This window comes from Sphingomonas sp. CCH15-F11, from assembly GCF_001557005.1.
GTDB lineage: Bacteria > Pseudomonadota > Alphaproteobacteria > Sphingomonadales > Sphingomonadaceae > Sphingomonas.
In genome coordinates this window covers 20883-45217 of sequence record NZ_LSKG01000033.1, presented here as the reverse complement: position 1 = coordinate 45217, position 24335 = coordinate 20883, and the positions used below count along the sequence as shown (strand labels likewise).

Here is a 24335-nt window from a genome sequence, read left to right as displayed (position 1 = left end):
CGGCGGCAGCGTGACGTCAGACGTGCTCAATGCGGCCAGTCCAGCCGCCGGCCGAGATTGATCAGCATCGCGGCGGTCGCGCCCCAGATGCGGCGACCGTTCCATTCGATCTCGTAATAATGACGCATCCGTCCCTGCCATTCGCGCGTGCGCCGCACCTGATTGCCGGGATCGAGCACGAAGGCGAGCGGCGCCTCGAAAATGTCGTGGACCTCCTGCGGCGCCGCCTGCAACGCGATATCGGGCGGGATGACCCCGATCACCGGGGTCACGTCAAAGCCGGTGACGGTGCGATAGCGATCGCCGACGCCCACGACCGTCACATGTGCCGGGTCGAGCGCAATCTCCTCCTGCGCCTCGCGCAGCGCCGCGGCGACCGCATCCGCATCCGACGCATCGATCCGGCCGCCCGGAAAGGCGACCTGTCCGGCATGGGTGCGCAGGCCTTGCGTCCGTTCGGTCAGGATCAGGCCGGGCGCGACGCGGTCGGTGATCGCGACGAGCACCGCCGCGGGCAGGCCGTCATCGGGCGCTGGATCGGCAGGGTCGAAGGTGTCGCCGGGGATCGGCGCGGCGGCGTCCGACATTTCATCCAGCGCGCGGCGCAGGCGCTCGGCCAACGTCATGCCGTGGCAAACGGAAAGAAGGCGCCGTCGCTCCACAGCCCGGGCGGTTCCGATCCGTTGGTGATCGCCGTTTCGGCCAGTTCGTAGAATACCGGTCGGGCGATCAGCGCGTCGAGTGCGTCGCGCACCCTCAGATAGGGGCGTGGTCCTTCGGCCGACTCCGCGATGCGGATCGGATGGGCGGCCCCGGCGGTGACCAGATCGCCGGTATTGAGCTGAAAGGCGAGCCGCGCGGCGCTGCCCGTGCCCGCCGCCTTCACCGCGACGGCGACGAACGGCGCGTCCTCGACCGCGATGTCGAGCTTTTCGACCGGCGTGACGAGGACAAAGCTGCCGTCCGCTTCGCGCCGCAACAGGGTGGAGAACAGGCGGACCATCGCCGGCCGCCCGATCGGCGACCCCTGATGATACCAGGTGCCGTCGCGCGCGATCCGCATCTCGCTGTCGCCGCAATGGGGCGGGTCCCATTGCGCGACGGGGGGCAGGCGGCGCGCTTCGACCAGGCGCGCGATATCGGGAAGCGAAAGGCTCGACAGGTCGGGCGGCGGCGGCATCGGCATGGCTGCGTGGATACGCACGAACGGCGCGGCGCGCAAAGCCCTCACACGCCCGGCGGATCGACCAGCGCCGTCAGCCGCGCTTCGACGATGCCGGCGCAGTCGGGTACATCCGCGCCGCGCGCCAGCAGCCGGTGCCGCTCGACCGGGCCGGGCAGCCGCCACGCGCCGGTCCGATCGGCGGTGAAGCCGAAGAACCGGCCATAATATTCGGGGTCGCCGACCAGCATCAGCCGCTGGAACTCCGGGCGTCGCCTGTGCTCGACGCGATCGAGCAGCCGCTCCATCAACCTGCGCCCGATGCCGCCGCGCTGGAGGTCGGGCGCGACCGCGACCGGGCCGACCATCACCATCGGGACGGTCTCCCCCGAATCGCACCTGATCTGCACCGGCCAGCACTGGATGCTGGCGATCAAGCTGCCCTCTGCGTCGACGACCGCCTCGCTCAACGCGGCAATCGCGGCGGTCCCGGCGCGCACGCGATAGGCGGTGCGTTGTATCCGGTCCGTGCCGAACGCCGCGTCGAGCAGCGCATCGACGTCGTCGGGGGCGACCGAGGTCAGCGGGACAAAGCGAATCATCAGCGGTTCCGTCTGCCCGGTGGACGCAGCGGGCGGCGCGCCTTAGCGTCGAATCGGTGCGCGGCAAAGCATCGCGCATGCGGGGAGGAACGCCATCGCCATGAAGCTTTATGATTCGCCCTGGGCACCCAGCCCGCGCCGGGTCCGCATTTACCTGGCCGAAAAGGGGATCGAGGTGCCGCGCGTCAACATCGACCTGCGCGCGGCGGAACATCTCGGCGCCGATTATCTGGCGGTCAATCCGCGCGGCGCGGTCCCCGCGCTCGAACTCGACGATGGCGAGGTCATTTGCGAATCCTCCGCAATCTGCCGCTATTTCGAGGCCCTGCATCCCGATCCCCCGCTGTTCGGCACGACGGCGGTGGAGATCGCCCGGATCGAGAGCTGGACGCGCCGGATCGAGCAGGACGGCTATGCCGCGGTCGTCCATGTCCTGCGCAACACCGCGCCCGCGTTCAAGGATCGCGCGCTGGTCGGCGCCGCCCCGGCCGCGCCGCAAATCCCCGAACTCGCCGCGCGCGGCACGTTGATGTGGCGGGCCTTCGTCGCCACGCTCGACCAGCGGCTGGAGGCCAGCGAATGGGTGGCGGGCGACCGCTTCAGCTTTGCCGACATCACCGCACTGATCACCGTCGACTTCGCCGCGCGGTGCAAGCTCGACACGCCGGAGGATGCCACCCACCTGCGCCGCTGGCACGCAGTCATCAGCGCCCGACCGTCTGCGGCCGCCTGATTTCCGGCTTTGCGTGGCGGGAGGCGAGGATTAAGGGGCGGGACGAAATTGTTTCGGGAACCGCCTCCTTGTCCGATCGCCTCCAGCTTCATGTCCTCGATTTCGACGTCAATGTGCTGACCGGCATCTATTCGGAGGAAACGCACCTTCCCCAGCCGCTGCGCATCTCGATCACCGTCGACCTCGACTGCGCCGAACATTACGCGCCCGACACACCCTTGTCGGCGTCCAAGAACTATCTCGACCTCAAGCACGCGGCATCGACCGCCTTGCCGCCGGGCGTCCACTTCACATTGATCGAAGGGGTGGCGGATCACATCGCCGAAACCCTGTTCGTCCAGGATGATCGCGTGCGCCGGGTCGAGGTAAAGATCATCAAGCTCGCCATCGCCGAAGCCGGCGAATCGATCGGCATCACCCTCGTGCGGCATCGCCGGTGACCGGGCGGCGCCCGATCGCGCTGGTGACCGGCGGGTGCCGCCGCGTCGGCGCAGCGATCGCCGCGCGACTGGGGGAGGGGGGCTATGACCTCGCGCTGCACGGTGGCCACCGCCTCGATCCCGATCCCGAACTGATTGCGCGGCTCGATCGTGCCGGCGCGGCGTACCGATTGCTCCGTGCCGACCTGAGCATCGCGGCACAGGTCGACGGGTTGATCGACGATGCGGCGGCGGCGTTTGGGCGTCCGGTACGTCTGCTCGTCAACAACGCGTCGCGTTTCGACGCGAACGAGGCTGGGCTGCCCGACATGGCGGCGCTGATCGACTATTTCGCGGTGAATGCGGCTGCGCCCTTCCGCCTGGCGGTTCGGCTGGCGGCCCAGGCAGACGACAATGCCGACGCGGCGGGCGGGCGCGCCGTCGTCAACCTGCTCGACCAGCGCATCGACCATCCCAATCACGACCAGATCGCCTACACGCTGTCGAAACAGGCGCTGGCGGCGGCGACGCGCACGCTCGCGGTGGCGCTTGCACCGGGGGTGCGCGTGAACGGCGTCGCGCCGGGACTGACGCTGCCGACCGCAGATTATGACGCGGTCCAGATGGAAAGACTGGCGTCGATGATGCCGCTGCGCCGTCTACCCAACCCTGCCGATATCGCGGAGGCGGTCCATTATCTGGCGACCGCGCCCGCAGTGACCGGACAGACGCTGTTCGTCGACGGCGGCGCGGCGATGACCGGCTTCGACCGAGATTTCGTCAACCTCGCCCGCGACTGAGCGTCGGGGCGGCGACGTCAGCGGCGCAGCGGGTCGCCACAGGCGCCGACCTGGCGACGCACGAAGTCGTAGTCTTCGCGCGCGGCGTCCGCGGTGCCGGGTTCGGTGTTGGCGAGGCTCGATTCGGGCAATTGCGCGGGCAACTCGCACGCCAGCCGGTAGCCGAGCAGACTGTCGCGCGGCGGGGGCGGCGCGGCTTCGCCCACGATGTCGCCGAGCGCCACCGACCAGCTGCGCGCCTGGCCCGGGCGGCGCAGGACGAGCAGCGATACGGGGGTGCCGTCGGCGGTGTTCAGGAACACCTGCGTCTCACCTTCGCCCGGCAGCGTCCCGGGGACATGAAAGGCGTTGCCCGGCGAAGAGATCGTGGGCGGCGCATCGGGGCTGAGTGCCGCGGTCACCACGGCGCGGACCCGCGCGTCGGCGGGCGCGGTCCAGTCGAGCGTCGCCGACGGGTCGATCAGCTGGACCTGGTCGGCGCGTCCCGAAACGGAACGGGCGAACAGGATCAGGCGACGCTTGCCGAGCTTGGGCGCGCGACCGCGCGCGTCGAGCGGCACGTCGATCAGGAAACCGATCCGCGGCGGCAGGGCGCTGCTCCCGCGAATCAGCGCGCCGACGTCGGCGTTCACATAGAATCGCATATGCCCGGCCGGAACCCCCGCGGCCTCCGGCCCCGTGATTCGGGCGGTTGACCGCACCGTCGCGTCGATCACCAGCGGGGCGCGAAACACCAGGCCGGCGACGCGATGATAGTCGGGTGCTTCGACAACGGCCGCGGGCGGCCCGGACCGGGTCTGCCCATCGGCCGGCAAACCGGGCAGAATCAAGGCAAATAAGGCGGTTATGGAGGTAAATCGGGACATGACCGTTCCATTACGCGGAAAATCGGGCGTCATATAGCAACAAAAACCAGCCCTGCGGCTTATACATTTGTTGCGCCTGACAAAGCGTTTGCGTCATCCCGGACGGCGGGATACAGCTTTGGCAGACATCATGTCGTGCGCGGCATCGGTGTGTGCGGTGTTGTCGGTGTCTTCAACGAAGGCCCGTCGCCGCGTCCATGTCGGGATTTAGGGAGTTTGGTTGCGGAATGGCCTATGCTGACCGGAACACTGGAAGCAGCCGTTTGGTGGCGATCGTTACGGTCACCATCATCATGGCTGTGCTGGGCTACGCGTTTATAACCGGCCTGGCCTATCGATACGTTAAGAAGGCCCAGGCTGATCTGGAGGCGTTCGATATCATCGAACCGCCGCCGCCGCCGGAGGAAGTACCGCCACCGCCGCCACCGCCGGACCAGCCGGTGACCCAGCCGCCGCCGGTCGTGACGCCGCCGCCGATCGTGCGTTCGAACACGCCGCCGGAGGTCGTGATCCAGTCCGTGACGACGCCGCCCGCCAATTATGCGCCGATTCCCACGGTCGCGCCGCCGGTTCCTGCGGCCCCCGTCGCGCCCCCCGCGCCGGTGGTCAGCAAGGCTGCGGGTCCAAAGGGGAATCCCGCCGAGTGGGTGACGACCGACGATTATCCGTCGCGTTCGCTCAGCGCCGGCGAGGAAGGGACGACCGCAGTCAGCTGGGACATCAACGAACAGGGCCGGATCGAGAATTGCCGCGTCACCGCGTCGAGCGGATCGCAGGCGCTGGATCGTGCGGCGTGCGCCGCGCTGACCCGCCGTGGGCGCTACACGCCCGCGAAGGACCAGAACGGCAATCCGATCCGGTCGTCGTCGTCGCGCCGGATCGTCTGGAAGATTCCTCAATAGTCGGGGCCGCGGCGCCGTCGTGGCGCACGCGATCCATCATGCTGAAACTTAAAAACCGTTGATCAAGGGAAACCACTGAACATGCTCACCACCATCCTTGCCGCTGGAGCTCCGGCCGGTGAAAATCCGTACGGCCTGGCCGCCGCGCTGCGCGAAGGCGGGCTGATCGCCCAGGGCACCTTTACCATCCTGACGCTGTTCCTGTTCGTTTCGCTCTACATCATGATGACCAAGCTGTTCGAACAGCAGAAGATCATCAACCAGGCGAAGCGCGTCCGCGCCACCTTCTGGTCGTCGAACAGCCTGCGTGAAGGCGCGACGAAGCTCGAGCAGAACACCGCCTATCGCCAGATCGTCGACGACGGCATTGCGGCGCAGGACCAGCACAAGCTGCTGACCGATCCGGTCGAAGCGCATGACTGGCTGCACGGCTCGCTGGCGCGTTCGGAAGCCGCAATCAATTCGCAGCTTAGCGCGGGTCTTGCCTTCCTGGCGACCGTCGGCGCGACCGCGCCGTTCATCGGCCTGTTCGGCACCGTGGTCGGCATCTATCGCGCGCTGATCAAGATCGGTTCGTCGGGCCAGGCGTCGATCGACGCGGTCGCCGGCCCGGTGGGTGAGGCGCTGATCATGACCGCGCTCGGTCTGGTTGTCGCGGTGCCGGCGGTGCTAGCCTATAACTGGCTGCAGCGTCGCAACAAGGCGATCGCGGAAGAACTGAGCGCCTTCTCGAACGACGTGCTCGGCTATCTGGCGTCGAACGGCGCGGTGCGTCCGGTTGCCGTGGGCAAGAAGGGCCCGACCCCGCCGGCCCCGAAGACGACCGCCGGCCAGGCCGGTGGCGTCAAGACGACGGCGGCGTGACGTGAAGCGGCGCGCTCATGCGGGCGCGCCGTTCTTGCTGTTGCGCGGAAAAATGGGACATGCCCTTGTTATCCCCTGCGGATCGCCGGGTATGTCTCGCGACATTGTGTAGGAACTGAAGAATGGCAATCAGCACAGGCGGTGGTGGCGACGATGCCCCCCTGTCGGACATCAATACCACGCCGCTCGTCGACGTGATGCTGGTGCTCCTCATCATCTTCCTGATCGCGGTGCCAGTGGTGCTCGAGACGGTGAAGCTGGAACTGCCCAAGGTGGAGTTCGAACCGACCACCACCAAGCCAGAGAACGTGCTGCTGTCGGTGAAGGGTGGTGCGGACGGCTGCGAGGTCTATTGGCTGACGAGCCGACTGACGAGCGAGGAGCTGCTGACGCGGGCGGTCAAGAAACTGGAGGACGAGGTTGCGCGTCAGGGCGGACCGAACGCAGCCGGTCTCGAGCTTCCCGAAGTGCATATCCGCGGCGACGTGAACACTCCGTACCGGTGCATCGGCGGCGCCATCTATACGATGCAGCAGGCCGGTTTTCCCAAGGTTGGGTTCATTTCCGAGCCGCAAAAGGGCGGCAGCTGATTTCGGCGCGTGAAGGAGTAGTTTGACATGGCAATGAGCGCAGGCCGCGACGACGGCGAGCCGATGATGGAAATGAACACCACGCCGCTGATCGACGTGATGCTGGTGTTGCTGATCATGTTCATCATCACCATCCCCGTCCAAACGCACGCGGTGAAGATCGATCTGCCGCAGCCGGACCCGAACCAGCAGAAGGACATCATCGACAGCCAGAAGAACAAGGTGCTGATCGATGCCAACGGCAACATTCTGTGGAATGGCGCGCCGGTCGATGAAGTGACGCTCGCCCAGTATCTCGACCAGACCACGGCGATGAGCCCCGAGCCCGAGCTGCACCTGCAGCCCGACGCGGCCGCGCGGTATGAAAAGGTCGACCAGGTGCTGGCGATCATCAAGCGCGCGAATGTGACCAAGCTGGGTTTTGTCGGCAACGAGCAGTATCGCTCCGATTTCTGACCCTGGAAACCATATCACGACAAAAGGGCGGTCCCGCGGGGCCGCCCTTTTTTGTTTCGTCCGCCGTCGTCGACCGTCACCGCACGGGTGAGCGCGACTTTGTAAGCGTTGCGACCGTTGCGCTTTGGCGTGTGGCGCCTGTCACCGGGGTTCGACCCTCGCGTTCGCTGCATGTTTGCAACCGCGTCGCGGCAACAAATGTCGCCATTCTGTCATATTCTTTGCCGCGTATCGCTGTGCCTCGCGCGGGGCGGTCGCGGAAAAACAGTCGTTTCGGAACAAATTCGCCTAAAATACCGGCTTGTCCTGTCGTCATACAAGTGTCACAACAAAGACACCAAAACGTAACATTAGGACAGGAGCCCAATCATGAAGCACGTTGTTACCCTCCACCTTGTCGCGGCGCTGGCTGCGGTCTCCACCGCACCAGCGTATGCGCAGGAACGCGCCGATCCCTATGCCCAGTCGCTGATCGCGCGCGGCGACTATGACACGGCGGAGAAGCGGCTGATGGCCGAAGCGCGGATTTATCCTGACAAGCCCGAAGTCCTGATCAACCTTGCCGCAGTCATGGCGCGGACCAATCGTCCGGAAAAGGCGGCGCAGCTCTATGCGCGCGTGCTGGCAGGCGAAGATGTCGAAATGCGGCTCGCCGGCGACCGCGTGGTCATGGCGCACCAGATCGCCGCCACCGGCATGTCGCGACTGAAGCCTGCAGTGAGTGCCACCGCGCTCGGCGCACGCTGACCGTCAGACAGCCCGGCGTGGTGTCTCACGCCAAGCCGGGCGTACGACCGGGTGTGGCAAGGGCATCCGGCACTACCCTTCGCAAACCTAAAGCCGGGGCAGGGTGACACCACGCTGCCCCATATATTTGCCGGCACGGTCGGCATAGCTCGTCTCGCAGCTCTGATCCCCCTTGAGGAACAGGAACTGGCACGCGCCTTCGTTGGCATAAATCCGCGCGGGCAGTGGGGTGGTGTTCGAAAACTCCAGCGTCACATGCCCCTCCCATTCGGGTTCGAGCGGGGTCACGTTGACGATGATGCCACAGCGCGCATAGGTCGACTTGCCTAGGCAGATCACCAGCACGTCGCGCGGCACCCGGAAATATTCGACGGTGCGCGCCAGCGCGAAGCTGTTGGGCGGGATCACGCAGACATCGGTCTGGCGATCGACGAAGCTGTTGGCGTCAAAGTTCTTCGGATCGACGATGGCGCTGTCGACATTGGTGAAGATCTTGAACTCGTCGGCGACCCGTGCGTCATAGCCATAAGAGGACAGGCCATAGCTGATGCAGCCCTCGCGCCGCTGGGCTTCGACGAACGGCTCGATCATGCCGTGCGCCTGCGCCTGTTCGCGAATCCACCGGTCGGACATGATCATCTTAACGTCGCCCCTTGCTCGTGCGCACGGCTTTCGCGGGAATCGCCGGGTTGGGCAAGAGCGGGCGTGCGTGGCAGATCGGACTAGGCCCGCGTCGGGGTGGTCGCGATCGGTCCCGCCTGGTTTTCGGGCGACGCGCTTCCCGTTCGCGTTGACACCCACCAATGGATCGCCGCCCACAACAGCGTCCCTGCGATCAGGTCGATGCCGTAATGCCCGCCGATCGGGATGGTGGAGACGATGACCAGCGCGTTCCACGCCAGCATGAGCATGAAGATCGGCCGCGTCTGGCGCCACGCGAACGCAGTCATCCACGCGAGCGCGGTGTGGAACGAGGGAAAGGTCACGACGCCCTGGAGCTTGAGCATGTCGAGCGTGATCGGTCCGCCGCCGCGAAAATGATCGAAGGCGGGCAGATGATAGACACCGGCCCCTGCCGGCAGGCGCGCGGCGACATCGGGGGCGAGCCCGAGATGAGGAAAGGCACCGATCGCGGGGAACAGCGCCGCGCACCCTGCACAAAGTACGATCGCCGCCGCGAAGCTGAAGATCAGTCCCCACAGCGCCTCGCGGGACCCGCGCAGCGCAAGCACGACGGCGCTCAGGAAGATCAGCGGAAAGGAGCTGAGATAAGCGGCACCGAGCAGCGCGATGCGCACCGGCGACGCCGCCAGGTCCGCCGTCACCGCGGTGCTCGCAAAGCCGGTCGCGCGATCGATGGTCGCCAGCCACGGGTCGATCAGGGGCCGGTGGAGCGCGAGGCCAAGCTGGCTGATCGCACCGGCCGCCGCGCCGGATGCGATCAGCAGGGCCAGCGCGCCCAGCGCTTCACCCAGCCGCTGCGTATCGCCGCGCGCGCGATAGTGGCGATGTGCGCCCCACAAGATGGCGAGCAGGCCGGCCATCGACTGTGCCGCGACATTAAATACGGTTGCAGGAGAGGCGGGATATCGCGGGCCTTTTCGGGATACAGTGGGACGGGAACGCCCGAAAAACGGGGCTTTTCGAGGTTTCGGGCCATCGCGGGGAATTATTGTCGTCGGTGCGGCCTTGGGGGCGTAAAATCGGCGGCGCGGCGAGCGTGCGCGGCTTGAAAACCGCAGAAACGCGTGGGTGCCGCTTCGCCATTTCCCACTTCTGACGACAATAATTTCCCACTTCGCCAAAAGCTCGACAGAATAGGCGTCCGAGCGGGAACAGGACCGCCAAAACGCCGGATTATTTCCCAGTCCGGTCTGGGAAAAGAAGTGGGAAGAAGTGGCACGCTCGCAGCTCATGATCGGGCGCTGGAAATGATCAGTTCGGTGACCGGCTTGGGGTGGTCGTTGCCGCCAATCGTATAGCTGGTCTGGACCTCCTCGATGGTGAAGCCAGCGAAGATGCGGCGGACTTCCGGGTGGGCGTTCAAGCTAAGCAGGAAACGGCCCTTCAGGCCGGCCAGCACGCTCGCCATCTGCTCAAATTCGGCGCGGTCGAACATGGCCTGGCCATAGTCGTTCTCGCACCCATAATAGGGCGGATCGAGGTAGAAGAGCGTGCCCGGGCGGTCATAGCGCGCAAGGAAATCCTGCCAGCGCATCCGCTCGATCACGACGCCCGCCAAACGCTCCCAGATCGCCTCCAGCATCGGCTGCAGGCGCGTCACGTCAAAGCGCGCCGAGTTGACCGGGCTGACCCCGAAATTGCGGCCGGCGACCTTGCCGCCGAACGACAGGCGCTGGACGTAGAGGAAGCGCGCGGCGCGCTCCAGATCGGTCAGTGACGACGGCTCCTGGCGGAGCAGCTTCTCGAAGTTGGCGCGCGAGGTGACCTGGAAACGGAGCATCTCCAGGAACAGCACATAATGGCGCTGCAGGATGCGGAAGAGGGTCGACACGTCCTCCGACCAGTCGTTGATCACCTCGACCTGCGATCGAACCTCGCGGCGCAGGAACACGCCGCCCATACCGACAAAGACCTCCGCATAAGTGAGGTGCGGCACGGCCGCGATGCGGGCGATGATGCGCTTCGCGAGGCGACGCTTGCCGCCGATATAGGGCGCGACCGGCAGCACCGGATCGACCCGTGAAAGGGGGGCTTCAGCATCGTTGAAAAGCGGCTGCAGTGCCGCTGAAATCGGACTCGACTCCGTCATGATGTTCCCACAATGTCGCCGTCCTCCGGGCCGGAGGGCGGGATGGCCAGACCTGGCCAGGATGGTCATGACGGGTCGATGCCGTCGGCTCGGGGCGTTGGCGCGCCCCGTCCCCCGCCTATCGGCGCGGAATTGCTTGTTAAGGTGCAGCGCGCTATATCGACCGCGCGGCGCACGCGACGCGGTAAAGCTTCCCACCGTAGTGCTAGGCTTCTGGCCGACGATCACTTTGTGGGGGACCGGAAGTCCCCACCGTGCGCCGCTCATGTCCCCCGCCGATCGAGCAGGATCGTCAGATTTCGCGTCTCGCCCGCGATGTTGCGGGGGCGGCTGGCGTGGAAGCTGACCACGGCCGGCAGCGGCTCGCCCGCATCCTGGCGCACCACGACTTTCCACAAACGCCCGCCTTCGTCGGCAAAGTAGATCAGGCGGCTATCGCCCTGCTGGGCGATGACGATCGCACGATCGACGATGTCGGGCAGCAAGCGATAGTTGGCGACGGTGAGTTCCGGGTGGCCGCGCGAGATCTCCGGCGCTTCGCCAAGCTGCTTGCGGTAGACCCCGGTCGGCAGCACGACCAGGCGCGCCTTGGCGGCGATCAGCGCCTGTTGTTCTGCGGTCAGCAGCGCGACCGGGAAGCTCGCCTCCGGCAGCGCCAGAAACTGTTCAAAGGCGGCATCGTCGACGATCTCGCGCAGCGTCTGGCGCGCGGCGGCGTCCAGGCCGGCGTCGGCCGCCGCCACGATCGAGGCGGCGGCGCGGTCGGCCATTACGCGCAGGTGCGCGGTGCCGGGGTTGTAGCTGAAGCCGGGGTCGATGCCGGCGGGCACCCGAACTTCCCGGCCGGTCGCCGCGACAAAAGTCGTCGGGTTGCCGGGCGGGAGCTGATCGTCCGGCGTGATCGACCAGCCCATGCGTTCAAGCCGCCGCTGCGTCACCTGCTCGAAGCCGCATTTGCAGCCCCAGCCATTGGGCGGAAAATGGGTCTGCCACCACGGGTGATCGACCGGCAAAATAATCCCATACCAGGGGATGTGGAGCTGGCGCTTGCGCTCCGAGGTGGACGGCACATAGCGCAGGTAGGGAAAGGCTGCCTTCTGGCGCTGGATGCGCGCCCAGTGGCCCGCCGCCAGGCTCATGCGGATGTTGGTGTTGTAGATGACGCGCAGCCGACGCTCATTGACGACGATCCGCTCATCCGTGCCGGTCAGCTCGCGGTCCTGGACCGCGCCCCACCATCCCGCGCGCTGCAGCTCGGGCAGGATTGCGGCCTTCCACCGATCGAAGCTGCCGCCGTCGCGGATCTGCTCGTCGAGCGATGCTTGGACGGCGCGGAGCAGGTCGAGGCGCGCGATCTTGGCGACCGTGAAGGCTGACGCATGGTTCTCATGCATCATTTCCGACCAGCGGACGGTCGGCTTCAGCTCGCCGCGCGCCTCGAATGCACGAACGGCGTCGGTCGGCTCCAGGAAAATGGAATAGCCGAGTGGATCAGGCATCGGTCGGCGGTGCCGGCAGGGGCATCCAGCGGGTCAGCAACAGCGAATAGGTCGCCGACCAATCGGTGTCAGTGGGGTGCGTCTCCAGGATCGGCGGTTGATGCCGCCCGTCTGATCGCCACCACTGATATGGCCAGTCGCAATTCGGCTCGCCCGACAGAAGCGCATACCAGCCATTGGACAGCAGCCCGAGAAACTGGGTGCCATCGCGCGGCGCGGTCGAGGCGGGCTGCCACTCAGCCATAGCCAAGTTCCTTCATCGCCTTCGCGATCAGGTTGCCGACCGGCTCCGCCTGGCGACGGTGGCCGAACACCCGGCCCTCGCGGATCGGCCGTGCCCTGCTGACCATGTGCAAGAAGCCAGCTTCAGCCGCGCCCTTGGCATAGGCGCGGACGCGATAGTCGCCGCGCGCGCGGGTGCCGCCGATATTGTCGATGACGATCGTGCCGAGGTTTTCCACCTCGCCTGTCACGGCCGAATAGAGCTGGATCGGCACGACGATCATGACGCCACCGCCGCTCTGTCGAACTCGCCCCGCTGGAGCTGGCCGAACACTTCATTGAGCACGTCGGCCAGCTGCGGCCAGTGGTTGGGCGGGATCGCGCCGATCTGCGCGGTCCCGTCCCGCATACGCGTGCCGATGAAAAGACAGGGGCCGAACCCATCCAGGTGCTGAGCGCCGATGACGACCCCTTGGGCATCGCCCAAAGTGTCGATCGCGCCTTCGGGGATGCAGACGAGCGCCGGGACCACCTGCATCGAGGGCGTGGCGTAGATCTCGCGATCGCCGCTCATGACCGCTGCCGGATCATGTCGATGAAGAACATGGCGATGAACACGGGCCAGCCCAGCGCGCAAAGGAAAAAGCCGACATCGAGCGGATCGCTGTCGGCGATGCTCTCGCCGAACAGGATGCCGGCAGTGGCGACGACGCCGCCCAGGTAGAAGGCGAGCATCAGAGCGCCTCCGTGTCGTCGTTGTCCAGTATCCGCACCTGGGCTGCGACATCGTCGGCGACCGTCTCAGCATAGCCACAAAAGTGGTCCTCATCGTCATCGAGATAGCCGAACGGCGCGTCGTCATCGTCATCCGGGGCCGGCAGGGCGGGCGCGGGGAGCGTGGCGCGGATGCTTGTCGGCAGGTAGACGGCGTTCTGGGGTGCGACCTTGCGCGCGCTCTCGGCGGTGCAGGGCGTGAACTGATAGATGGAGCTGCCGCCGACCAGCACGGCGTCCAGGAGCTTGCCCTGATAGATCGGCTCGATCGACATGAGCTTCGCGCCGAACCGATCGACCTCGGTCACGCGGCCGACGAGCGTGCGATGGCCCAGCACCTCCACGATCGCATACTCGCCCTCCGGGAGGGGGGCGGGTTCAAGCTGGTCTGTATCGGTCATGCAAGCCTCCTTCAGCTCAGTTTCTCGGTCGTGCCGTCCTGGGTCGCGGCCTTGAGCCGGGCGGCGAAGCCGGCGCGTTCCAGCGCCTGGGCAAGCGGGGCTTCGTCCATGGTCCCGAGCGCGGATGCGATCAGCGCGCGGGCGGCTTCTTCGGTCTCGACAGCAAGGATGCGCTCAATGAGCGTGCCGGTGATCGAGTCGGCGGCCCGGTAACCGCTGTCAGCGATCATCCGGTCGACGATGCTGTCGGCGTCGTCGCCCTCGCCTTCGGCGAAGCTGGTGGCGGGCAGGCTCGCGGCCGGCGGTTCGGCAACGGGCTGGTCGCCAATTGCTTGATCAGGCGCGCGCTGGGCGATGCGATCCTGCCAGCCATCGTCGATCGCTTCGAACACCTCCGGCCCGAACACGAGGCGGCCGCGATAGGGTTCGACCTGGTCGAGGTCGATCGGCTCGCCCTGATAGCTGATCGTGACGTGGGGCAGGTAGCTGGGGTGATCCCAGCTCGCGCCGGCATCGCGCATCTCCTGGTGACGCCACTGGAGCGACGCGTCCTGGAACAGGAGCGCGATGGCTTCGCCCTCCGATCCACCGGCACCCATGCGCCGGACCAGGCGCGGCCCGCCGGGTTCCACGACCAGCTCGGCCGGGCCTCCCCACCCGGTCATGGCAAACCAATTCACCGGGCGCTTCGAATAGGTGACGGTCACGTGGAGATCGTCCGGTTCCAGCGTCGTGGTGAAGCCCTGCGACCGCGCCCATTCAAGCAGCTCGGTCGCATTGACCAGCTTGCGATAAACATAGAGCGGCGCGGGATCGTCGGCCGCGAAGCTGGCGGCGGCGGGATCGGGCATGACGCGGCGGCCGGGCCGGGGATTGGGTGGCGGTGCAGGCGGCGTGTCCAGCTCCTGCCCCGCCGGGTCGCCGGTGGCGGGGTCGGCCGGGTCGAACTGCTCGGGTGCGGGCGTCGTTGACGGGGGGGGGGCCGAGCCTTCCGGCGCGTCGGGATCGGCCTTGCGGACGAAGCCCTCGCCATATTTCTCGTTGAAGCTGTCGGCGGTGCGGACCCAGCCCTGGCGCGCGTGGATTTCGTCGGTCTTGGCGCTTTCGGCCAGGTCCTCCTCTTCCTCGACGATCCGGCGAACGATCGGCGCGGCGACATCCGGCCCATATTTGAAATCGGTCCACCACCGGGCCGGGCCGGCAGTGAAGCTGTCGGTCTGCAGATCCGCGTCGGACTTGATGACCTCCAGCTTCACGCCCTCGTGCACCTGGCCCTGAGCGCGCGATGCGCCGTCGTCGGTGGTCATGGTCTGGGACAGCACGACCTTGGCGATCGCGCCATCCATGTAGCGGCACAGCTCGGCATAATCGCCGACGCCCGAGCGCGCGGCATTCAGCAGCTCGACGGCCATTCCTTCCGGCACGACGAAGCCGCTGTCGGTCGCGATCGCGCTCAGCGCATTGAGCAGATTGCGGATGTCGGTCGGACTCGATCCGCGCGGATATTTGCCCATCGCGGTCGGGGTGCCGAACTTGTCCAGGAAAATGTTCCAGAAGCGGATGCCGTTACGCTTGAACAGCACCGGCCAATAGAGCCAGTGCGCCAGGCCGACGCCGTAGACCTCGTCATCGTTCGATCCGCCGACCGCGTGGACCCAGAATTTGCGCTCCGGCAGCACCTCGCCGCGCGGCGAGGCGGTGCTCAGCATCCGCAGCCGATCCTCCGCATCGTAGCGGAAGCGGCGGGCGTGGCGGACCTTGATTGCGGCGAAGTCAAAGTCGTTGGTCCACATGACCTCGGCGACCGCATAGCCATAGAAGCTGGCAAACAGCATCTTGCGGGTGATGTTGTCCCACCCGATCCGGCGCAGCATCCGGCTGAATTCTTCGGCCGCCACCTTGGACCGCGGATCATCCTCGTCGCCGGCAACAACCTCCCAATCGCGCGACACGACGGCACCGATGCGCTGCTGCAGCGTCGAATAGACCTGATCGTCGCGCAGGATCTGATCATAAGCCCCCCAGCCCACCGAACCGAGCAGGATCGGGTCGGCGGCCTCGCGCAGCTCGCGGACATAGGGCTGGGTGATATCGCGGCCGTCGAGCGTCGTCGCGATCTCGGACCGCAGATCGGCAGGCAAGCGCGAGTTGCGGGTGGAAGGTGTCTTGGCCATCAGAATGCTAGTCCGTTGTTGCGCGCGCCGACGCTGCCGAAGCCGCGCATCGACACGCTCATTTCAGGGGCGCTGGGGCGCGGCGTGCCAGTAGTGTGGACCTCCATCGGCCCGACATCCTCGTCGGCGGCGGCGCGCAGGTGCATCAGCGCAATCGCGTTGTCGCCGTGGCGCTGGCCCTTGGCACCATCGGCCTTCGACACGACCGAGCGGTCCGGGATCTTCGGCACGCCCTTGACCAGCTTGATCATGCGCAGATCCTCCAGCGTCGCTTCGTCGAGCGGGATCAGCATGGTGCGGTCCTGGATCGACGCCTTCAGCTTGGGCATGAAGGCGAGGTAGGTCTTGTCGGTCGCCTGGACGGCTTCGACGCGGGTCGCGCCCCATTTCTGCTGGGCATATTCCGCCAGGGCCGAGCCGTTGCCGCGCGCGTCCATCTTGCCGGCGCAGAAGTTCGGCACCCGCGCCAGGATCCAGTTGAGCACAAACTCCTGCTCGCGAAACGGCACATTGCGCATTTCCAGGATGAAGCGGACGATCAGATTGAGATGCTCGTCATGCTGGCCAAACGCGAGGGGCGAGACGTCGCCGACGCGCGCGAAGTCCTGCCCGAAATAGGTGCGGCGGAGCGGGTCGAAGTCGCGCACATAGGGCAGGACCTCCGCTTCGAGCAGCTCGCGGATATAGTCGGTGCGATACGCCTCTTCCTGCAGCTCGAAGCCCTTGGGGCATTCGATCCGAATGACCGGCAGGTTGGGCGACATGGCGGCGACGATCGACGCGCGGGGCAGGTAGACGCCGGTGCCCTGCGCCGGAATAACGTCCAGCTCCTCCTCGGCCGACGAGCCGTAGCGCTTACGGAGCGACGCCTCCCATTTTGCTTCGGCTTCGGGCGACCACGTTTGGCCGGTGCGCAGGCAGATGCGCTTGAACAGGCCGTCGGCCAGAGCATCCGAAAGCGTGAGGCGCATGACATGCCCCTCGCGCTTGCCGGCGCGGATTTCCTCGATCAGCTCGTTGAAGGCGTTGTCCGCGCCGTTGTGGGTCGAGATGACAATGACGTGGCTGCCCCACATGGTCAGCGCCAGCGCGGCGGTCAGCAGGGCGGAGAGCTGGTCGTGGAACGCCGCCTCGTCGATGATGACCTTGCCCTGCATCCCGCGCAGCGAGCGCGGCTTGGAGGACAGCGCCACGACCGCCTTCCCGGAAGGGAAATCGACGCGGTAAGCCTTGATCCCCTCGTCCGACCCGTCGTCGAACAGGAACTCTGAAACCTCGCTTGCAACCTCGTTAAAGGCTTTCGCGAAGTCACCGACATAGCCGATGAACTCGCGCGTCATGTCGAGATTATAGGCGATGTAATAGACGTTGTCGGGCCGCTCGGCCGGGGCGGCGGTCAGCACCGCGTCGGCGGCGAAGCCATAAGTGATGCCGGTGCGCCGCGACTTCTCAATCACCAGCAGCTCGTGCTGCGCGCTCAGCGCGATCGCTGACGCCTGATATTTGAGCAGGATCTTGAGGTCATCATGGGCGCTGGCGGTGGTGGACGTCATCAGCGGCGTCCCCCGGCCTTGAGCGGACGCCAGTCCACCTGGCCGTCGCCGATCCGGGTCAGCAGGTCGGCGAGCTGCAGCGTGCCCGCCTGGCCATCCAGCGACACGAAATCGATATGCGGCGCCGGCTGGCGCGTCCGCTCCGGTCGGCGATGGTTGGAGATGCGAACCAGCCAGTCATGGCCGCGCGGACAGGTGAGCGTGAGGTAGCGCGACGAGCTGCCGGGGCAGTGGCTGGACTTCACCCCGCCGGCGCGAAAGCCGAGCGAGACGGCCAGGTCGCGCACGCGCAGTGTAAGCGGTAGGACAGCGCGCCCTTCGGCCATGCCCTGGCCGGCGACGATGCGGAACGTCGTCACAGCTCAATCCCGAGGATCTGCTCTTTCACCCGGCGGATGGTGTCGGCCGACGCCCCTTCGCGGCGCAGCTCCTGGTCAGCGGCCTCGGCGGCCGCTTTCTTGGTCGCGTCGCGGACCTGCCGATCGCGGTCGGCATCGGTCTTGGCGGCCGACATCAGATCCTTGGCGGCCCGCGCCAGAAAGTGCAGTTCCTTGCCGTCGATCGCGTCCACCTCGCCCGAGGCGAGCGGGATCAACGCACGGACGGCGACGCTGTTGATGATCTGGATGAGCAGCTTGCCGGCCTGGTTGTCGCTGTCGCCGAAATCCTCGCCGAACGCCTTGGCGATCGCCATGACGTTGCGCTGCTGGTCGGCCATTTCGCGATAGCGGATCGAATAGCGCCCGATCGCACTGCGCGACACGTCGCCGCCCAGGCTGTCGACCAGCTCGACAATCTCGTCGATGCTGGCACCACGCCCGATCGCGCGGTCCACGCTCGCGCGGATCGCCGGGTCGAGCTTTTCGACGGAGGACCGGCGCGGCACGTCAGATCGCCGATTTGAAGGGCGAGATGCCGTCGTAGGTGACACTGCCGTCGGCAATGTCGCGGCCGCGCATGGTGATGTCGCCGACGACGAACACGCCGAGCTGCTCGATAGCCATCATGCCGTGTTCCGCGAGCCAACGCATCTGCTCGGCGACCTCGTCGCGCGAGACCGGGTGCCCCTTGCCCTTCAGGACAACGGCCAGGGCATCGTGGTTATGCGTGCCGCCGATCGCGGCCAGCTCGTCGAGGATGGCGCGGCGGATCACGACCGCTTTGCTCGACGGCGTCTTTGGGCTGGGCGGGTTCATTCGCGCAGGCCCTTGTCGATCAGGATTTTGAGATAGTCGTTGGTGGTGCGGAGCTGGCGGTCGACCGACTCGGTGCGCTCCTCAGCCGCGCTCATCTTGGTCGAGAGCTGGGCGATCGCCTGCATCAGCTCCATGCGTGTGGGCGGGGTTTCGATGTCCTTTTCGATCTGGTCGAGCCGGGCATTCTGTGCGGCCTGGTCGGTCACGAGCGTCCCGACGGTTTCCTGGACATCCTCGACTTTGGCGGTGAGCACCGCGACATTGTCGGTCAGGCCGGAGACGTCGGCCTTGGTTGGAAACTGCGACCGCAGCCAGAGCACGACCGCGCCCAGGACGATCGAAATGAAGAGGGTGAGGATCGGCCAAAGGTCGATGGCGAGTTGCAGCCAGGCCATAATCAGGCGCTCAAGCTGCGGTGGCGAAGAACGGACAAGACGCATCCCCCCGGGGTTAAGGATGCGAGACCATCGTGCGCGCGCACGCGCGCGAGGCTCAACCGCCGTCGGTGGGGGGGAGCACGTCGAAAATGGAAATCTGGCGCGGATCGATCACAGGTTGGCGGCGGAGCGCGGGTAGCGGCGGGCCATCCTCGTCCGGCTGGCGGACCAGATAGTCGACGTAATTTCGTGACGTGCCCAGAATGACGGCCGCCTGGCGCTTTGACAACTGACCCGAGCGAACGAGCGCCAGCACGCCGCCGCGCTTGGCGCGATCGACTGCGTGGCGGGCTACAGGCACGAAGAACTGGTAGGGACCGTAGACCTGGCTGACAATCTTGGCCTTGGCGGGGCCGATCAGCTCGCGGAACGGGTTCCGCTCCGGGTCGATCGGGATATAGACCGACTGACCGCCATAGGCCGCGACGATCCGCAGCGTGTCAAATGCGCCGATGTGCGCCGCCAGCTCGACCATCTGACCGGTCCAGCCCTTGCCGGGGCGGACGTCGGCCGGGATCGGCAGGTCCGCCAGTCGCGGCAGGCTGGCGGGATCGACGGCCGCGCTCATTCGGTCAGCAGCGCGCGATAGCGCCGTCCCAATAGCTTGATGCAGGCGTCGAGCTGCTGGGGCGTCCAGCTGGCCGGATTGGCGTCGAGGCCGAGCCGTGACTGGCAATAGGCCCAGTTGCCGACCGGATCGCCCCGGTCGAGCAAGCGGATCACGAGCGCGTCGATGACCGCACGGCGTTCACCCTGAGCGTCCGAACCTGGCTGCGCCGGCGGCCAGGTAACCCCGGCGCGCGTCGCCCAGCTCTTGAGCGCCTCAATCACAGAGGCCGCCTGGCGATGGTCCAGGAACCGCAGCGCGTTGACGCCGGTCTGGCGCTTGACGAAGGCGTCGAGCTGGCGATCGCCGGGTTCGTCGATCTCGCCGAGCCAGTAGAGCGTCCACCATAGCGCCTTGATCTTGGCGACATGCGGTCGGTGCGCCATCGGCGCGGCGCGATCCTTGTTGAGCAGGTCGAGCAGCTTGCCGAGCTCGGCGATCGACATGTCGGACAGGCTGGCGCGGCCGATTTCCCGCTGCTGGAACGCTTTGCGATCGTCGTCGTCCATGCCACGACGGCGACAGGCAGCACGAACCGCGCGGATCATCTTGACCTGGACCTCACGCTTGGCGCTGTCCGTGCGAGGGGCGGCCGATCGCGGCTGCTTACGGGCAGGGTCAGCCATCGGGGTGCTCCCGAGTGTCAAAGAACTCATCGACGATCACGGTTCCGCGCTTGCCTTGGATCCGCGGCTCCAGCCCCAGGATAGCGAGCACACCGCCCCGCCGCTTGATCTCGTCGAGCAGCTCGCCGTCGGTCAGCTCCGCCGCAACCGGCTTGGTCGGCAGCGCGTAATTGCGCTCCGCGTAGGTCCGACCGGCCCGGACCAGGTGCCCCTGCTCGATCAAGCTCCGAACCTGACGGTGCGTGGTCGAGGGTGTTGAGCGGCCAAGCAGCTCGGCCAGTTCACGGATCGTCGGCACAATCCTGTGCTCGGCGTGGTAGGCCCGGATGGCATCCAGGGTGCGGAGTTCGGACGGGGTCATTGCTTGCCCCCGTTCTTGAGCTCGTGCAGCTGCTGCAGGAGGTGCGCAAGGGTTTCGCCACTCGACACCGCCAGTTCGACGGTGACCTGGGTCGTCTTTCCGACCGAGCGGACCCGAAAATCCTTCACGATCGCGGGGGCAGCAATGCCGTAGTAATCGAGAGAGAGGATGGTGTTCATTGCAGCGCCTCCCCGCCCTGGCCGCCCAGCACGCTGGCGCGGTTGATGGCGAATACAGCGGTGGCGAGCAGGTGACAGAAGCGGTCGATCTGGTCGCCGCTCAAGCGCATGGCGAGGCCGCCATCCCGGCCGGCGTGGATGGTGATGTAGAGCTGGGACCCGTCGGCGGCCAGCGCGATGCCGGACACATCGGTGGACGTGTGGTCGCGGGTCCGTCCGACCTCCCCAAAGATTGCGTCGAGTGTAAGCGTCGCCATGTCAGTCCTTCCATGTTGAAAAGGGTCGGTGTTTCCGGCTGCGCGGCGGTCAGGACCGCTTGGCGCGAAGCGCGTTGATCGCGGCGAGCAGCTGGGCGGTGCTGCGGATGGTGGCTTCGCGAAACCGCTTCTCGGTGTCGCCACCGCCGTCGAGCCTCGCCACGATCGACCGCACGGTCTGGACACTGATCCCGAGCTTGGCGGCGATGCCGCGAAAACCGACGCCCTGGTCCCACAGGTCGAGCACCTGGCGCTCGGTGCGGTGCAGGGCGTCGCCGCCGATCTCGCGGCGCGGGACGACGAGATTGCTCATGGCTGCGGCTCCGGCTCCGAAACGTCCGGCATCGCCGCGATCTGCGCGAGGAACTCGACGACTTCGTCGCCATATGCTTCCTGCGCGCCGACCAGCGCACCGTCGCACGGGCTTTCGGAATGCGCCGGCCACGCGACCAGCGAGGCGATGCCATAGCGGCCGTTCGGCAGGATCGACGCGGTCCACCCGTTGGAGAGCGCCAACCGGATGATCGCCTCACCGGCGTCGTTGCGGTCGAGCCGGATCATTCGCCCGGCTCCTCGGTCTCGACCTGCTCGACGGCGGCCGGCTTGACCTGGGCGAGGTCGATGAAGAATTCCTCGGTCTGGCTGGCGCGGAAGCCCTGGACGGTCAGCAGCGGGCCGGTGAAGCCGGGTTCGTCGACCGCCTTGATCAGCGCCGGCTTGTCCAGGCTCTCCTTCACGCGGATGAACGCATCGCCGATGCCGTTCGCCAGGCCGCGCAGCCATTTGATGGCGGCGGCCTCGTTCATGCCCTTCGGCAGCTTCAGCTTGGGGCCGGACGTGCGCACGCCGATGATGCAGCCGGCGATCGGTAGCGACTTGCGCTTGCCCTCGGTCAGCTGCGGTCCGGCGACGGCCCACCAGGCGCGGAGCTGGCGGAACAGCTGCTCGGCCTGTTCCTTGACGGGGGCGATCGCCTCGTCACGCTCGGCCTGGATCGCGGCGATCGCGCCCTTGGCGGTGGCTTCGAGCTGCTCGATGTTGAGCTGGAGCTGGGCATAGTCGCCCAGCATCCGGGTCGCCTCCTCAATGGTGACGGGGGCGTCCTGTTTGGGGGCCTTGCGGCGGGTGGTGGCCATGGGCGTGGGTGTCCTTACGGTTGGGCCGGGAAATCGGGCGTGAGGGGCTGTTCGGGCCGATCGCTCACCAGCGGCAGCGCGGTTTGGCAGCTGGCGCATTCCGCGGTGACGCGGCCGACCAGCCAGTTGGTGCGGCCACAGCGCGGGCAATGGTTGGTGCGGGCGCGGTGGTAGAGGAGCACGTCACCGCGATCGGCGAGCAGGGCGATGAACTGGCTCATGCCGCGTCCCTCCGCCCGCCACCGACGATGTCGGCGTTGAAGGCGCAGCTCGGGCAGGTCGACGCAAAGCGGTGCTGCATCGCATTGACGAAGGGCGGCTTGCGTCGGCGATTGTGAACGCAGCTCGCCAGCGGGATTTCGCCGTAAAGCGGGCAGTCGACCACGTCTGCGCCGTAAGCGGCGCGGATCAGCGTCTCGGCTTCCGCATAGCTGCCGGCGTAGCGGCGGTTGATAATGCGGCTAACATAGCCGCCGGACTTGCCGAGCCGCTCGGCCACCGCGCGCTGGCTGGCCCGATCGCAGGCGGTCGCCAGGAGCCGGATATATTCCGGCATTTCCTGACTCCACGCGGCGCGTGCCGTTTCGAAATTTGAACGAACGTGATTAGCGGACATGGTTAACCCTCCGGGTCAAAAAAAGGGGCGGCGCGGCCGGCGATGCCGATGCTTTCGCCGCGGTTGGGGTCGAACAGGATGGTGCGCCGAACGCCGTCCTCCCGGGTGATCTGGACGCGAGGCGTCTGCGGTCCGCGATCGTCGCGCAGCGAATAGGTTGCCCAGTCGCGCCCGCGACCGATGCCGTGGCTGTGCGGGGCGATGGACGTGCGGAGCAGACCCGCCCGGAGCAGCGCGTTGACATAGGTCTTCGCCGACGCGCGCGAGACTTCGGCCGTGAATTCCAGCGTCGGAATGTCGAAGCTGCGCAGGATGCGGATGGCGCGCCACATTCGCTCGCGGCCTAGCCGCAGCGTCGTGGGCGAGCCGTCGTGCCGGACGCGCGGCGCGCGCGGCGTCCGGTGCTGATCGTCGAGCGTGAAGGTCAAGGGGTTGTCTCCGACGGTTTGGACGATGCCTGCCCGCCGCCATGCCCACAGTCGGCTGTGGATGGTGGCGGGCAGGACCCGGCAGGCGTCGTGCAGCTCGCCGACGCTGAGGGGTTCGGGGGCGCGGAGCAGCGCCGCCCACAGCGCATCGGCGGCCGTGACGCGGGCGGCGGGGGGCAAGGGCACGGCAGCGGCCATGATCAGGCCGCGACCTTGCGGGTCGGCACGTCGCCGGTGATGATGGCGCGTCCGCCCCACCAGGCGCGATCGACCGCGCCGACCCCCTCGTCCAGCGCCTCACGCTCCACGGTCTTAAGGTTGTTGACGATCCGGCGGGTGACGCCGTGGCAGCGATCGACAATCAGTTCGACCAGGTCATCGGCGACGGCGACATGGGCGCAATAATGGTCCCGCAGCTTGCAGGCGTCGTCGACGCTGGCCGGCTGGGCCGGGGTGAAGCGAATGATGCGGTTGTGAAACTGCTCCCAGGCCCGAAGCTTGCTTGGCAGGCTTTCCATGCCGATCATCATGATGCCGACGCGCGTCGCGTCGTGGATGTCGCGGATCAGGTCGACCGCTTGGCGCTTCACCAGATAGTCCATCTCGTCGATGATGAGCGGCACCGGGTCGGACGCGAGCTGGTCGACTACCTGTTGCAGCAGTCGTGGCGCGGTGCGTTCCAGGCGAGCGATGCCGAGTTCACGAGCCAGCGCCTCAAGGATCGATCGCTGGGTCCAGACACTGCGCGCCTCGACATAGACGGCGCGAGTGCGCACGCCGGTGAAGGCGGCGGCTACCGATTTTCCATAACCGGACGGGCCGTAGAACACGGACAGGCGCGGGCTGTCGTCGCCGGCGTGATGGCAGTCGGCCATGGTGCGCAGCGCGAGCGCCATGTTGGTCAGTTGGGCGCCCGGCGCGCGCCGCTGATCGGCCGCAGGCGGCGTGAGGGGGG

39 protein-coding genes are annotated in these 24335 nt (G+C 66.8%); 8 read left to right on the top strand and 31 right to left on the bottom strand.

What is annotated here, in order from left to right; translation table 11 throughout:
• Positions 1–26 precede the first annotated feature (26 nt).
• From AX709_RS03470 to AX709_RS03460, 3 genes are read right to left on the bottom strand one after another with little or no spacing between them, the layout of a single operon-like run.
• Positions 27–626, bottom strand: coding sequence for a CoA pyrophosphatase (locus AX709_RS03470; RefSeq protein ID WP_066546831.1), 600 nt, complete (start codon positions 624–626; stop codon positions 27–29).
• Entirely contained in the window at positions 623–1186 is a 564-nt protein-coding gene (locus AX709_RS03465) for a DUF1285 domain-containing protein (RefSeq protein ID WP_066546829.1), read from the bottom strand. Before AX709_RS03465 ends, AX709_RS03470 begins: the two co-directional genes overlap by 4 nt.
• Before the next feature lie 41 nt (positions 1187–1227).
• Positions 1228–1764 carry a GNAT family N-acetyltransferase gene (locus AX709_RS03460; RefSeq protein ID WP_066546828.1) on the bottom strand — a complete coding sequence of 179 codons (537 nt, stop codon included), beginning with the start codon at positions 1762–1764 and terminating at the stop codon, positions 1228–1230.
• A gap of 100 nt (positions 1765–1864) precedes the next feature.
• Between AX709_RS03460 and AX709_RS03455 the strand changes: the two genes are divergently transcribed.
• From AX709_RS03455 to AX709_RS03445, 3 genes are all read left to right on the top strand, one after another.
• Entirely contained in the window at positions 1865–2497 is a 633-nt protein-coding gene (locus tag AX709_RS03455) for a glutathione S-transferase family protein (RefSeq protein ID WP_066479662.1), read from the top strand.
• A 68-nt stretch (positions 2498–2565) separates the two neighbouring features.
• Positions 2566–2937 (top strand): dihydroneopterin aldolase, encoded by a 372-nt coding sequence (locus AX709_RS03450; protein ID WP_066479659.1) that lies wholly within the window; start codon positions 2566–2568, stop codon positions 2935–2937.
• On the top strand, positions 2934–3716 hold the full coding sequence (locus AX709_RS03445; RefSeq protein ID WP_066546826.1) for an SDR family oxidoreductase: 783 nt from the start codon (positions 2934–2936) through the stop codon (positions 3714–3716). The genes AX709_RS03450 and AX709_RS03445 overlap by 4 nt, the downstream gene beginning before the upstream one ends.
• 17 nt (positions 3717–3733) lie before the next feature.
• On the opposite strand, the gene AX709_RS03440 is transcribed toward AX709_RS03445, so the two are convergent.
• On the bottom strand, positions 3734–4582 hold the full coding sequence (locus tag AX709_RS03440) for a hypothetical protein (protein WP_231727404.1): 849 nt from the start codon (positions 4580–4582) through the stop codon (positions 3734–3736).
• A 266-nt stretch (positions 4583–4848) separates the two neighbouring features.
• Between AX709_RS03440 and AX709_RS03435 the strand changes: the two genes are divergently transcribed.
• From AX709_RS03435 to AX709_RS03415, 5 genes are all read left to right on the top strand, one after another.
• The gene (locus tag AX709_RS03435) at positions 4849–5484 is read left to right on the top strand and encodes an energy transducer TonB (RefSeq protein ID WP_443026192.1); all 636 of its coding nucleotides are present in this window, start codon (positions 4849–4851) and stop codon (positions 5482–5484) included.
• 81 nt (positions 5485–5565) lie between these two features.
• Complete coding sequence (locus tag AX709_RS03430; protein ID WP_066546822.1) at positions 5566–6348, top strand: MotA/TolQ/ExbB proton channel family protein; 783 nt, start codon at positions 5566–5568, stop codon at positions 6346–6348.
• 122 nt (positions 6349–6470) lie between these two features.
• The gene (locus tag AX709_RS03425; RefSeq protein ID WP_066546819.1) at positions 6471–6938 is read left to right on the top strand and encodes an ExbD/TolR family protein; all 468 of its coding nucleotides are present in this window, start codon (positions 6471–6473) and stop codon (positions 6936–6938) included.
• Positions 6939–6965: 27 nt separating this feature from the next.
• On the top strand, positions 6966–7394 hold the full coding sequence (locus tag AX709_RS03420) for an ExbD/TolR family protein (protein ID WP_066479652.1): 429 nt from the start codon (positions 6966–6968) through the stop codon (positions 7392–7394).
• 369 nt (positions 7395–7763) lie between these two features.
• Positions 7764–8141, top strand: coding sequence for a tetratricopeptide repeat protein (locus AX709_RS03415; protein ID WP_066479650.1), 378 nt, complete (start codon positions 7764–7766; stop codon positions 8139–8141).
• An 87-nt stretch (positions 8142–8228) separates the two neighbouring features.
• On the opposite strand, the gene dcd is transcribed toward AX709_RS03415, so the two are convergent.
• The 27 genes from dcd to AX709_RS03290 form a co-directional block, all read right to left on the bottom strand.
• Positions 8229–8780 (bottom strand): dCTP deaminase, encoded by a 552-nt coding sequence (gene dcd, locus AX709_RS03410; RefSeq protein WP_066546817.1) that lies wholly within the window; start codon positions 8778–8780, stop codon positions 8229–8231.
• Between the two features lie 83 nt (positions 8781–8863).
• Positions 8864–9685 (bottom strand): phosphatase PAP2 family protein, encoded by an 822-nt coding sequence (locus AX709_RS03405; RefSeq protein ID WP_066546816.1) that lies wholly within the window; start codon positions 9683–9685, stop codon positions 8864–8866.
• Between the two features lie 368 nt (positions 9686–10053).
• The gene (locus AX709_RS03400) at positions 10054–10914 is read right to left on the bottom strand and encodes a DNA adenine methylase (protein ID WP_082731607.1); all 861 of its coding nucleotides are present in this window, start codon (positions 10912–10914) and stop codon (positions 10054–10056) included.
• A 263-nt stretch (positions 10915–11177) separates the two neighbouring features.
• Positions 11178–12413 carry a phage head morphogenesis protein gene (locus AX709_RS03395; RefSeq protein WP_066546814.1) on the bottom strand — a complete coding sequence of 412 codons (1236 nt, stop codon included), beginning with the start codon at positions 12411–12413 and terminating at the stop codon, positions 11178–11180.
• Entirely contained in the window at positions 12406–12657 is a 252-nt protein-coding gene (locus tag AX709_RS03390) for a hypothetical protein (RefSeq protein ID WP_066546810.1), read from the bottom strand. Before AX709_RS03390 ends, AX709_RS03395 begins: the two co-directional genes overlap by 8 nt.
• Entirely contained in the window at positions 12650–12919 is a 270-nt protein-coding gene (locus AX709_RS03385) for a hypothetical protein (RefSeq protein ID WP_066546807.1), read from the bottom strand. Before AX709_RS03385 ends, AX709_RS03390 begins: the two co-directional genes overlap by 8 nt.
• Positions 12916–13209 (bottom strand): hypothetical protein, encoded by a 294-nt coding sequence (locus tag AX709_RS03380; RefSeq protein WP_066546804.1) that lies wholly within the window; start codon positions 13207–13209, stop codon positions 12916–12918. The genes AX709_RS03385 and AX709_RS03380 overlap by 4 nt, the downstream gene beginning before the upstream one ends.
• On the bottom strand, positions 13206–13370 hold the full coding sequence (locus tag AX709_RS18495) for a hypothetical protein (protein WP_156454137.1): 165 nt from the start codon (positions 13368–13370) through the stop codon (positions 13206–13208). The genes AX709_RS03380 and AX709_RS18495 overlap by 4 nt, the downstream gene beginning before the upstream one ends.
• The gene (locus AX709_RS03375; RefSeq protein ID WP_066546803.1) at positions 13370–13810 is read right to left on the bottom strand and encodes a hypothetical protein; all 441 of its coding nucleotides are present in this window, start codon (positions 13808–13810) and stop codon (positions 13370–13372) included. Before AX709_RS03375 ends, AX709_RS18495 begins: the two co-directional genes overlap by 1 nt.
• An 11-nt stretch (positions 13811–13821) precedes the next feature.
• Entirely contained in the window at positions 13822–15984 is a 2163-nt protein-coding gene (locus AX709_RS18490) for a phage portal protein family protein (protein WP_066546801.1), read from the bottom strand.
• Positions 15984–17537 carry a terminase large subunit domain-containing protein gene (locus AX709_RS03365; RefSeq protein WP_066546799.1) on the bottom strand — a complete coding sequence of 518 codons (1554 nt, stop codon included), beginning with the start codon at positions 17535–17537 and terminating at the stop codon, positions 15984–15986. The genes AX709_RS18490 and AX709_RS03365 overlap by 1 nt, the downstream gene beginning before the upstream one ends.
• Positions 17537–17896 carry a hypothetical protein gene (locus AX709_RS03360; protein WP_066546792.1) on the bottom strand — a complete coding sequence of 120 codons (360 nt, stop codon included), beginning with the start codon at positions 17894–17896 and terminating at the stop codon, positions 17537–17539. Before AX709_RS03360 ends, AX709_RS03365 begins: the two co-directional genes overlap by 1 nt.
• Complete coding sequence (locus AX709_RS03355) at positions 17893–18423, bottom strand: phage protein Gp27 family protein (protein ID WP_066546790.1); 531 nt, start codon at positions 18421–18423, stop codon at positions 17893–17895. Before AX709_RS03355 ends, AX709_RS03360 begins: the two co-directional genes overlap by 4 nt.
• A gap of 1 nt (position 18424) precedes the next feature.
• Positions 18425–18733 (bottom strand): VpaChn25_0724 family phage protein, encoded by a 309-nt coding sequence (locus tag AX709_RS03350; protein ID WP_066546786.1) that lies wholly within the window; start codon positions 18731–18733, stop codon positions 18425–18427.
• Complete coding sequence (locus AX709_RS03345; RefSeq protein ID WP_066546784.1) at positions 18730–19128, bottom strand: hypothetical protein; 399 nt, start codon at positions 19126–19128, stop codon at positions 18730–18732. The genes AX709_RS03350 and AX709_RS03345 overlap by 4 nt, the downstream gene beginning before the upstream one ends.
• Positions 19129–19225: 97 nt before the next feature.
• Entirely contained in the window at positions 19226–19738 is a 513-nt protein-coding gene (locus tag AX709_RS03340; protein ID WP_066546781.1) for a hypothetical protein, read from the bottom strand.
• Positions 19735–20403, bottom strand: a complete 669-nt coding sequence (locus tag AX709_RS03335; protein WP_082731605.1) for a regulatory protein GemA — start codon at positions 20401–20403, stop codon at positions 19735–19737. Before AX709_RS03335 ends, AX709_RS03340 begins: the two co-directional genes overlap by 4 nt.
• Positions 20396–20764: a MarR family transcriptional regulator gene (locus tag AX709_RS03330; RefSeq protein ID WP_066546775.1), complete on the bottom strand. Its 369-nt coding sequence runs from the start codon at positions 20762–20764 to the stop codon at positions 20396–20398. Before AX709_RS03330 ends, AX709_RS03335 begins: the two co-directional genes overlap by 8 nt.
• Entirely contained in the window at positions 20761–20943 is a 183-nt protein-coding gene (locus AX709_RS18485; RefSeq protein WP_156454135.1) for a hypothetical protein, read from the bottom strand. The genes AX709_RS03330 and AX709_RS18485 overlap by 4 nt, the downstream gene beginning before the upstream one ends.
• Complete coding sequence (locus tag AX709_RS03325; RefSeq protein WP_066546772.1) at positions 20940–21200, bottom strand: hypothetical protein; 261 nt, start codon at positions 21198–21200, stop codon at positions 20940–20942. The genes AX709_RS18485 and AX709_RS03325 overlap by 4 nt, the downstream gene beginning before the upstream one ends.
• 49 nt (positions 21201–21249) lie before the next feature.
• Entirely contained in the window at positions 21250–21513 is a 264-nt protein-coding gene (locus AX709_RS03320) for a helix-turn-helix domain-containing protein (protein ID WP_066546767.1), read from the bottom strand.
• Positions 21510–21761 carry a hypothetical protein gene (locus tag AX709_RS03315; RefSeq protein WP_066546761.1) on the bottom strand — a complete coding sequence of 84 codons (252 nt, stop codon included), beginning with the start codon at positions 21759–21761 and terminating at the stop codon, positions 21510–21512. Before AX709_RS03315 ends, AX709_RS03320 begins: the two co-directional genes overlap by 4 nt.
• Positions 21758–22336 (bottom strand): host-nuclease inhibitor Gam family protein, encoded by a 579-nt coding sequence (locus AX709_RS03310; protein WP_066546755.1) that lies wholly within the window; start codon positions 22334–22336, stop codon positions 21758–21760. Before AX709_RS03310 ends, AX709_RS03315 begins: the two co-directional genes overlap by 4 nt.
• 14 nt (positions 22337–22350) lie before the next feature.
• Entirely contained in the window at positions 22351–22557 is a 207-nt protein-coding gene (locus AX709_RS03305; RefSeq protein ID WP_066546753.1) for a hypothetical protein, read from the bottom strand.
• Positions 22554–22892 carry a helix-turn-helix domain-containing protein gene (locus tag AX709_RS03300; protein WP_066546750.1) on the bottom strand — a complete coding sequence of 113 codons (339 nt, stop codon included), beginning with the start codon at positions 22890–22892 and terminating at the stop codon, positions 22554–22556. The genes AX709_RS03305 and AX709_RS03300 overlap by 4 nt, the downstream gene beginning before the upstream one ends.
• Before the next feature lie 62 nt (positions 22893–22954).
• Positions 22955–23566 carry a hypothetical protein gene (locus AX709_RS03295; protein ID WP_156454134.1) on the bottom strand — a complete coding sequence of 204 codons (612 nt, stop codon included), beginning with the start codon at positions 23564–23566 and terminating at the stop codon, positions 22955–22957.
• 14 nt (positions 23567–23580) lie between these two features.
• Complete coding sequence (locus AX709_RS03290; RefSeq protein WP_197432012.1) at positions 23581–24276, bottom strand: AAA family ATPase; 696 nt, start codon at positions 24274–24276, stop codon at positions 23581–23583.
• Positions 24277–24335 lie beyond the last annotated feature (59 nt).